Below are 8,755 nucleotides of genomic sequence, written 5' to 3' on the forward strand. Positions count from 1 at the left end.
GCGGCCATGTTTGACTTTGCGGCGTTGGAACGACGGGTGGCGGCCCTGGAGGCGAACCGGGGGGCGAGCCTGCGCTTCGGCACGGTGGTGGGCGTGGAGGGCGGCAGCGCCCGGGTGCAGTTGGAAGACGGAAAAAAGATGGTCAGCGCGCCGCTGCCCACCCTGCAGCGCCGGGTGCTGCAGGATCAGGAGATCAAGTTGCCCGACGACGGCGAACCCGTGGCCGTGTTGTTTTCCGGCCAGGGCCTGGAGGCGGGCGTGGTGCTGGGGGCCTGCTATTCGCCCACGGCTCCGGATCCGCGGCAGCAGCGCCAGCTGGAATACAGCCGTTTTTCCGACGGCACGGTGGTCTTTTATGACCGCGAGGCCCACAAACTGTTCGCCCATGTGGAGGGCGACGCCGAGATCGAAACCAAGGGGACGATCACGGCCAAGGCGCAAAAGGACATCCGGGTCGAATCGGCAACCAACATCACGCTCCGGGCTCCCACGATCACCCTGGCCGGCCTGCTGACCGTCACGGACAAGGACGGTCAGGCCGGGTCCGGCGAACTGCTGGGCCACTACCGTATCCTGGAAGGCGGCCTGGACGTGCCGGACGCCGATGTGACCGCCGGGGCGGTGTCGGTGCGCGGGCACATTCACAAGGGTGTGGAAGCTGGCCCGTCCACCACGGGCACACCGGTGGGAGGATAAATGCATATCGGCAGTTTGGGCGACATCGTCTTTGAAGTGAGCGCCTTCGGCGGTCGCACGGTCACTCCGGCCTCGCTGACGCGGGAACGCAAGGCGCGTTTCGAGGAACATCAGGTGCTGGGGGATCTGCCGCGTCTGGAGTTCCTGGCGCCGGAGCTGGCCACCGCATCCCTGTCCATCCACCTGCGGGCCGACATGGGCGTGGATCCCGTCAAAGAGGCCGACCGCATCGAGGCCCTGTGCGTGGAGGGCAAGGCCCATCAGCTGATTCTGGGCGGCTGGAATTTCGGCATGTACGTCCTGGAGTCCGCCAGCCAGGTGGTCCGGCATACCGTGAAGGATAAAATTTTCAGCGTGGACCTGAAGTTGTCCCTGAAGGAGTACAAGTGATGCCCACCCTGCAGATTTCAGGCGAACCCCGGCCCCTGGCCATCGGCGCGCAGGGCCTGGCCGCCATCGAGCAGAACATGCGCACCATCGTGCGCACCCTGGCCTACAGCGTGGCTCTGGACCGCGGCTTCGCCCACGTGGGCAGCTTCATCGACGCGCCGACGCCCTACGAGGCCGCCCGCCGCATTGCCGAGCTGACCCGGGCGCTTGAAGCCCGCGAGCCGCGCATCAAGGTGAACCGCATCAGTCTGGTGCCCGACCCGGCGAGGCTCATGACCGGCACCCTGATGCCCCGCATCGACTATGAGCTGCGCGACGGGGTGCAACTATGAGCGAGATCTCCTTCGCGGACCTGGATCCGGCTGTGGTGGAAACCAGCGTCCTGACCACCTACGAGAATATTGCGCAGACCACGCTGTATCCCGGCGATCCCGTCAGGCTGTTCCTTGAGGCGCTGGCTTACCTCATCGCTCTGCAGAACAACGCCATCAATCTGGCCGGCCGTCAGAACCTGCTGGCGTATGCCGAACAGGGGCACCTGGACGAAATCGGCAAGGTGGTGGGCACGGACCGGCTGAACGACAGGCACGCCCAGCTGACGCAGCGCTTTGCTCTGGACGGGCCGCAGCTCTTTGCCGTGATCGTGCCCGCCGGCACTCGGGTCACCACGGCCGACGCCCGCCGGGTGTTCGCCACGGACATGGATCTGGTCATCCCCCCGGGCAATCTCTTCGGGGACACTGTGGCCACGGCCGAAGAAAGCGGCATGTCCCTCAACGGCCTGGTGCCCGGACAGGTGAACAAGCTCATCGACACTGTGGCCTATGTGCGGAGCACCGCCAACGTCACGACGTCCGCCCTGGGCGCGGACGTGGAGTCTGACGAGCGGTACCGCGAACGCATCCAGCTGGCGCCCGAGTCCTATACCTGCGCCGGCCCGGTGGAAGCGTATCGCTTCCATGCCCTGGCCAGTCATCAGGACATCGCGGACGTGGCCGTATGGGCACCCGAGCCGGGCCATGTGGACGTGCGGCCCGTGACCAAGGGCGGCGAGCTGCCCGGAGAGGAAGTTCTCAACGCCGTGCGCGAGCGCCTGTCCGCGGAAGACGTCCGGCCCCTGACCGACACGGTGACCGTGGCCGCGCCGGAGCTGGTGCCGTTTGAAATCCGGGCGAGCTGGTCCCTGCTCAAGAGTGATTCGGCCCTGGCCAGCAGCACTACGGCCGCAGTGGAAACCGCGGTGGAACGCTACCGGCTGTGGCAGCGCAGCAAGCCCGGACGAGACATCAACCCGACCCGGCTGATCAGCCTCATGCAGCAGGCCGGCGCCCGGCGGGTGGTGGTGGACGCTCCGGCCTACACTGCATTGGAAGACAGGCAACTGGCCAGGGAAAGCTCCGTCACGCTCACGTTCCTAGGGGTGGAGGATGAATAGGCTGCAGGATCTCGATTTCCTGGCTCTGCTGCCGGCCAGCATTGCGGAGGATCCGACCATCCAGGCTGCGGCCGCCAGCTTGAACAGCGTACTGCGCAACACGGCCCTGGCCGTCCCCAATCTGCTGATCTACGCCCGCCTGGGCGGGCAGCCCGTGGAAACCATGCTGCCGCCCCTGGCCAGACTCACGCAGGCCCGAGGCGGACTCAAACCCTTGTCTCTGGATGAGCTGGAGCAGCTGGCCTGGCAATTTCATGTCGATTTCCGCGAAACCGCGACTACCCGGGAACAGCTCGCCGCAATGGTCCGCAACTCCATCCCCTGGCACCGCATCAAGGGCACGCCCGCCAGCATCAAGCGGGCATTGGCCCTGTTCGGCTATGACGTGGGCATCGAGGAGGACGGCGAGGGCGACTATTGGGCCGCCTATCAGCTCGGCCTGTCAGAAATCGCCGACCTGGACGACGTGCGCCGCATTGTGGCCATTTGCCGCGAGATGCAACCCGTCCGCTGCCGCCTGTGGCGTATGTACACGCCGGAGTATGATTTCCGACCGGGCGTGTGGTCCGGCCCTTTGCCCACCTGCGCCTGGTCGGAATGCTGGTGGAGCAATTACAGCGGCGTCGAGGCGCCCGACATTCCCGGCCTGGATGATGACCATGATCTCATCGTCAGCTTCGGCGGCAGGCGCGGCGTGCTGGTGCGGCCGTACTGCCGCGCCGACGCCTGCGTGGGCTGCTCCCTGGCTCTCGTTCACGGCTGGAAAGCGCGTTACCTGGATTTCCCGGCCTGGAGCGAGAGCGTCTATGGCGATGCCTTTCCGCGCAATCACGGCTTCACCTTCTCGCATCTCTATTCCTTCACTTGGGCCATGCCCGTGTACGAGCGTCACCGCTGGACCGGCCCGTGGGACAAGCGGCGCTGGCGCGGCAGGCTGCTGCGGGTCGACCGTGACCTCCAACCCTGGCGCTTCAGCGTGCGCGGCCATGCCTTGAGCGAAGGCGTCTGGAGCGGCGCGGAACCCGGCTACAGCCCCACGTTCCGTCCGGACCCGGCGCACGGCCGCGTGTTGCCGGATACTCCCGGCGCGTGGTCGGCGCTCAACGCCTGCTGGGGCCCTGCCCCGGTGGCGGAGACGCTGCCCGATCCGCAGATCTGGGGCGACAGCGCCTGGAGCGAGGACGCCCTTGTACCGGAGCATCGTGAACTGCTGGAAATCGTGCCTTGTATGCGCGGCGAAGCCGTGGAGCCCGTGCGTCCGTCTCATCCCCGGATGGCAATCACGGCCACCCATGCGTCCGCCGCCCGCCCTCTGTATAACCGGCATTGGGTCGGACAGTGGGACAAGCGGCGCTGGCGCGGGCATTGCGGATTTTTCAATCTGACAACCATTCCCCTGGAGGACGCATGAGTATTGCAACCCTGACGCACGCCGCGGCAGCCGTTGCGACGCAGGAAGCCACGGATGGCGACAGCCGGCGTAACATCAACCGTGAGTATAACAAGGATAAGGGGTAACTATGTCCATCGCTACCTTGACGCACGCTGGGCGCGCGGCGTTCGCGCTGTCCCTTTCCAAGCAGCCGCTGCACATCGCGTTGGCCCAGGGCGAGCCCGCCTGGGACAACGAGGACGCGGAGCTGCCCAACACCGTGGAACTGACCGCCCTGACCAACGAAATGGGCCGCCGCGTACCCAATATCGTGGGCTTCGTCACCCCTGACGACGAGGGCGGCATCGTCATTTCCGAGGGCCTGGGCTCGGACGGGGCCGTGGTCACCACCCGTTACCGCATGGTCACGGGGCCGACCCCGTATTTGTACATGCAGGTGGCTTACGACTTGACCGACGCCCCCAACGGCATCATCCGCCAGATGGGCATTTTTGTGGGCTCCACGGTCAAAGAGGGCCTGCCGCCCGGCCAGCGGTTTTTCACTCCGGACGAAATCGACGAGCCCGGCCTGCTGCTGGCCGTGGAAATTTTGCAACCCGCCATTCCCCGTAATCCACAGGTGCGGCAGGCGGTGGAATTCGTGCTGCCCGTGTAGGCAAGGAGAGCGTATGAAAAATTATCTGGGCATCCCCAATTGTTACAACCGCCGGGCTCTGGGCGACAAGGGATATACGCAGGTGCTCGTCCGCGAGGGATACGGCGTGCAGGGTTCGGAAATCAATGAAATCCAGTCCATCCAGGCCGAAACCCTGCGCGGCGTGGCGGACGCCTTTTTGCAGGACGGCGACATCATCTCCGACGCTGCCGTGGTGGTGGACGCCGAAAGCGGCTCCACACGGTGCGCCGCCGGACGGATTTATCTTAAAGGCGCGGTGCGCGCGGTGCCCGAGGCCGTATTCACCATTCCGCCCACGGGCAGTGTGCTCATCGGCGTGCGCATGATCGAAACCGTCGTCAGCCAACTGGAAGACCCTGATCTGCTCAACCCGGCGGTTGGCTGCCGCGCCCAGGGCATGCCCGGCGCGTGGCGCCGTAAAGAGGAGGTCCGCTGGGGATTTTCCGGAGACGGCCAGGACGGCGAACTCTGTCCGGTCTACGCGGTGGACGACGGCGAGTTGCGGCCCAAAGAAGCGCCGCCGGCGTTTGACTCCACCACCCAGTCCATCGCCGGGTATGACCGCGATTCCACCGGCGGCGGCTCCTATGTGGTGGAGGGCCTGGCCGTGCGCCGGGCGTCGGATGATGCCGACGGCAACCAGGTCTACACCGTGGCCGAGGGCCGGGCGCGGGTCAACGGCTATGCCGTGACCCTGCCCACGGCCCGGCGCATCGTGTATGCCGCCGCGCCGGATCTGCGCTTCATCGACACCGAAATTCACAAGGCCACGGCCGCCGCAAGCACGGATCAGGGCCAGCGCGTCATTGTGGCGCATCCGCCCCTGAAAAATGTAGTGGAACTGCGGATCACGGCGCAAAACACCGTGACCCTGACCCATGCCTCCTACTCGGGCGCGGCCGACAGTCTGCCCGACACGGCCGTAGTGGACATTCTGGAGGTCCGTCAGGGCGATACGGTGTTCGAGCCGGGCACGGATTATCAGAAAACCGGCGACGCGGTGGACTGGGCCCCGGCGGGCAATGAACCCGACCCAGGCAGCAGCTATGCCGTGACCTACACCCACATGACCGCCGCAACGCCTGAAGACATGGACGAGGACGGCTTCACGGTGCGCGACGCGGTGGACGGCACGTCCATCATCCTCAAATACAATCAGATGTTGCCGCGCATCGACCGCCTTTGCCTGACCGGCGACGGGCTTTTTCAGTGGGTGCGCGGCGTGGCGGCCGAGCGCAATGCCCGGACGCCCCAGGTTCCTGACTCCCTCCTGCCTCTGGCCAGCGTCAACCAGACTTGGAGGGCGGCGGACGCGGCCTCCTGCGTCAGCATTGACGCCACGCATGTGGTGCCCTTCAGTGAATTTATGGCCATCCATGACTCCATCGATCAGCTCTGGCGCGAGGTATCCCGCAACCGCCTGGAGATGGACGCCGGTACGCGCGAGGCCGGGGCGCGGGTTGGCGTGCAGGTGGACCCTTTGCTGGACGACAGTGTGCGCGACATGGGGGCGGAAAATACGGCCGCCGTGTTCGACGGCATTCTCACCCTGCCTATCGAAGCCACGGCGCACAGTCTTTCTGCGGACGTGAGCGCGCCCGTGGCCGCGCGCTGGACGCCCAAAGTGATTCTGGAGCAGCCCTACCGCACGGGCGAGATGATGGTGAACCCCTATCAGGCGTTCGAGCGCATGCCCGCCACGGTGGAAATAAATCCGTCCGTGGACCACTGGGTGGAGCAGCAGGTCAACGTGGTGGGCACCACCACCCGCTATCTGAATACAGGCCATTACGTGCCCGGTAACTCGTCCCTGGTCAGCCAGTCGGCCAGCACCAGCAATCAGGTGGTGAGCACCACCACCACGGAGCTGGCCCATCTGCGTCAGCTTGATGTGGAGTTCCTCCTGCACGGCTTCGGCGCGGGCGAAATTCTGGATTCCGTAACTTTTGACGGGCTCGTCGTCGAGCCCGAGGCCATATAAGGAGAGCGCCATGGCATTGACCGCCAATGAACATGGGGAAATCCGGGGTAAGTTCCGCATCCCGCCTGACGTGCCCAGCGGAGCCAAGGCCGTGGTCTTCACTGGCCGGGGCGGCTCCATCGCCAGCGCCAGCTTTGTGGGGCAGGGCCAGATGACCGTGCAGAACATTGTCCAGGCCCAGACCATCACCCGTTACTGGACAGATCCGCTGGCCCAGACCTTTGCCCTGTCGTCCGCCGCGCAGATCTGCGGCGTGGATCTCTATTTCACGGCCAGGGGCGACAGCCCGGTGCGCGTTCAGTTGCGCGACACGGACAACGGCTATCCGGGCAAGGCCGTGCTGGCCGAGGCCCGCCTGGAGCCCGCCGACATCGTGGTCACGGGCGGCGGGCACACCCGCGTCCTGTTCGCCGCGCCCGTGTCTCTGGCGACGGATACGGAATATGCCGTCGTTGTCATGTGCGACGACGCCGTGACCGCCCTGGCCGTGGCCGAGCTGGGCCAGTTCGACGCCGTGCGCCAGTATTACGTGGCCGGGCAGCCTTATCAGGTGGGCGTGCTTTTCTCCAGCTCCAATGCCAGCGCCTGGACCGCCCACCAGAAAAAGGATCTTGCCTTCCGCCTGCTGGCAGCGGATTTCACGGCGTCCACCGCCGAAGTGAAGTTGGGCAGCGTTACGGTTGAAGGGGCCACGGATCTCATGGTGCTGGCCCTGGAAGACCTGCCGCGCGCCGACACCCGCGTGGAATATGAACTGACCCTGCCCGGCGGCGCCGTGCAGCGGGTGGCCGCCGGGCAGCCCGTGCGCCTTGCCGCCGCGCAGACGGGCGGAGTGGCCGTCACGGCGGCGCTTTCCGGCATCGCGGGCGGCGCGAGTCCGGTGCTGCATCCCGGCACGCAGGTGCTTTCCGGCACGGTACGCGCATCCGCCGTCTACCAGCCGCGGGCCGTGCCGGCAATCAACGCCACGCGGGCGGTGCTCGTGTATGAAGCCCTTGTGCCCTCGGGCGCGGCGATCACGCCGGAAATCAAAACGGACAGCGGCGACTGGATCGCGATGCTTGCGGGAGGCACGGCGCAGCAGGGCGACGGCTGGGTGGAATTTCGTTTCACGGCCGAGCTGACCGCCGCCGTCGAGGTCCGCTACCGCCTGACCCTGACCGGCACGAGCCTGGCCCGGCCACAGGTTCGCAACCTCAAGTTCCTGGCTCTCAACGGTTAGGAGGGAAGGCGATATGGTTGATCAGAAGACCGCGCATCTGCAACTGCCCCTGCCGCACCTGGACAACACCATTGACGAGGACTGCCCGCGTGTGCGCCAGGCCCTGACGCAAGTGGATGGTCATGCCGAGCAGACGGATCGGGCGCTGCAACAGCATGATGCGGCACTCAGTATATTGTCTGAGCAGAACGCACTCATGGGGGTGCGCCAGGACTCTCTTGAACGTCAGATAGAGCAGAACAGGGAGGACATCGCCTCCAATGTCCCTCGCCCGGCCACCCCGGACAAGCTGGGCATGGTGCAGATCGGCCAGGGCATCAGCGTTGACGAAAACGGCGTCATCTCGACTGAGCCTGTCACTTTGGCTACGCCCGACGCGCCCGGAACCGTCCAGGTGGGCGAGGGCCTGGAAGTTACCCTTCCTACCGAAGCCGCCGAGGGCGAGGAAGACCAGACCCCCGGCATTCTCTCCCTTGGTGTGCATGCCTCGGAAAATCCCGATGCCTACGGCAAAGGCAATTTTCAGTTTTACGGGCATGTGAAGCTCACGGATGATTTTGAGGAAGGGACGGCGGCCAAGGACGGCGTGGCGATTTCTGCCAAGGGCGTGAAAGATGCCTGGGACAGACTGCTTAACTTGCAGTCGGAAGTGGTGATCACCTCGTCCGGAAATTGGATAGTACCTGAAACCGCTACCTACGCCGTTACTTGTATTGCCGGAGGTGGAAAAGGTGGTAATGGCTCGACGGGCGTCGCAACTGAGTGGACGGCATATCAGGATAATAATTCCGGAGGGTACTCTTACGGCAAATATCAGAATCATGGAGGCAACGGAGGCGGCGGCGGAGGCGCTGGCCAGACGATAACGCAAAAATGTAACGCTCACCAAAGGTGATATCATTCCTGTAACCGTTGGCGGCGGCGATGGTGGATCGAACTGGCGTTCGGGGAACAGTCTCACC

Annotated in this window: 9 protein-coding genes; all 9 read left to right on the forward strand. The window is 65.2% G+C overall.

Annotation, left to right across the window (positions count from 1 at the left end; all coding sequences use genetic code 11):
* Window positions 1-6 precede the first annotated feature (6 nt).
* The gene (locus HMPREF1022_RS16575) at window positions 7-696 is read left to right on the forward strand and encodes a phage baseplate assembly protein V (protein ID WP_009302642.1); all 690 of its coding nucleotides are present in this window, start codon (window positions 7-9) and stop codon (window positions 694-696) included.
* Window positions 697-1,086 (forward strand): phage tail protein, encoded by a 390-nt coding sequence (locus HMPREF1022_RS07580; protein WP_009302643.1) that lies wholly within the window; start codon window positions 697-699, stop codon window positions 1,084-1,086.
* On the forward strand, window positions 1,086-1,418 hold the full coding sequence (locus tag HMPREF1022_RS07585; RefSeq protein WP_009302644.1) for a hypothetical protein: 333 nt from the start codon (window positions 1,086-1,088) through the stop codon (window positions 1,416-1,418). The genes HMPREF1022_RS07580 and HMPREF1022_RS07585 overlap by 1 nt, the downstream gene beginning before the upstream one ends.
* Window positions 1,415-2,521 carry a baseplate assembly protein gene (locus tag HMPREF1022_RS07590; RefSeq protein ID WP_009302645.1) on the forward strand — a complete coding sequence of 369 codons (1,107 nt, stop codon included), beginning with the start codon at window positions 1,415-1,417 and terminating at the stop codon, window positions 2,519-2,521. The genes HMPREF1022_RS07585 and HMPREF1022_RS07590 overlap by 4 nt, the downstream gene beginning before the upstream one ends.
* Complete coding sequence (locus tag HMPREF1022_RS16580) at window positions 2,514-3,932, forward strand: phage tail protein (protein WP_009302646.1); 1,419 nt, start codon at window positions 2,514-2,516, stop codon at window positions 3,930-3,932. Before HMPREF1022_RS07590 ends, HMPREF1022_RS16580 begins: the two co-directional genes overlap by 8 nt.
* Before the next feature lie 109 nt (window positions 3,933-4,041).
* Window positions 4,042-4,569: a hypothetical protein gene (locus tag HMPREF1022_RS07600; RefSeq protein ID WP_009302648.1), complete on the forward strand. Its 528-nt coding sequence runs from the start codon at window positions 4,042-4,044 to the stop codon at window positions 4,567-4,569.
* A gap of 13 nt (window positions 4,570-4,582) precedes the next feature.
* Window positions 4,583-6,571, forward strand: coding sequence for a DUF4815 domain-containing protein (locus HMPREF1022_RS07605; RefSeq protein ID WP_009302649.1), 1,989 nt, complete (start codon window positions 4,583-4,585; stop codon window positions 6,569-6,571).
* Between the two features lie 10 nt (window positions 6,572-6,581).
* Window positions 6,582-7,793, forward strand: coding sequence for a hypothetical protein (locus tag HMPREF1022_RS07610; protein WP_009302650.1), 1,212 nt, complete (start codon window positions 6,582-6,584; stop codon window positions 7,791-7,793).
* 13 nt (window positions 7,794-7,806) lie between these two features.
* Window positions 7,807-8,688, forward strand: coding sequence for a hypothetical protein (locus HMPREF1022_RS07615; RefSeq protein WP_009302651.1), 882 nt, complete (start codon window positions 7,807-7,809; stop codon window positions 8,686-8,688).
* Window positions 8,689-8,755: the final 67 nt, after the last annotated feature.

The organism is Desulfovibrio sp. 6_1_46AFAA (assembly GCF_000224635.1).
Classification (GTDB): domain Bacteria; phylum Desulfobacterota; class Desulfovibrionia; order Desulfovibrionales; family Desulfovibrionaceae; genus Desulfovibrio; species Desulfovibrio fairfieldensis.